The sequence below is a fragment of the Chryseobacterium sp. SIMBA_038 genome (genome assembly GCF_046535115.1).
Classification (GTDB): Bacteria; Bacteroidota; Bacteroidia; order Flavobacteriales; family Weeksellaceae; genus Chryseobacterium.
In genome coordinates, this window is record NZ_JAWRXH010000406.1 from 1 (window position 1) to 240 (window position 240).

General features: G+C 32.1%; 1 protein-coding gene. It reads left to right on the top strand.

What is annotated here, in order from left to right; genetic code table 11:
• The coding region (locus SB689_RS24065) for a hypothetical protein (protein ID WP_410694539.1) at positions 1 to 240 on the top strand (240 nt) is incomplete at both ends.

A 240-nucleotide genomic window follows, 5' to 3' on the forward strand; every position in this document is an offset into this window, starting at 1 on the left:
ACTCAGAGGTCAAGCATATCGGACGTCTTCAAGATTCTGAAAATCATCTTAATGGAATAGGAGGAGAGTCTGAAAATTTACAAACGACATGGATAAATTCATTTTCTTGGATGGGAATAAATTTCAAAAATGCTCAAGTCAATGCATTACCTCTTTCCAATATCATGACTAATGAAAATGATGATTTTGCAGGAATAATAGGATTTGGTGCTTTCAGTAATTATCAATTAACTTTAGATT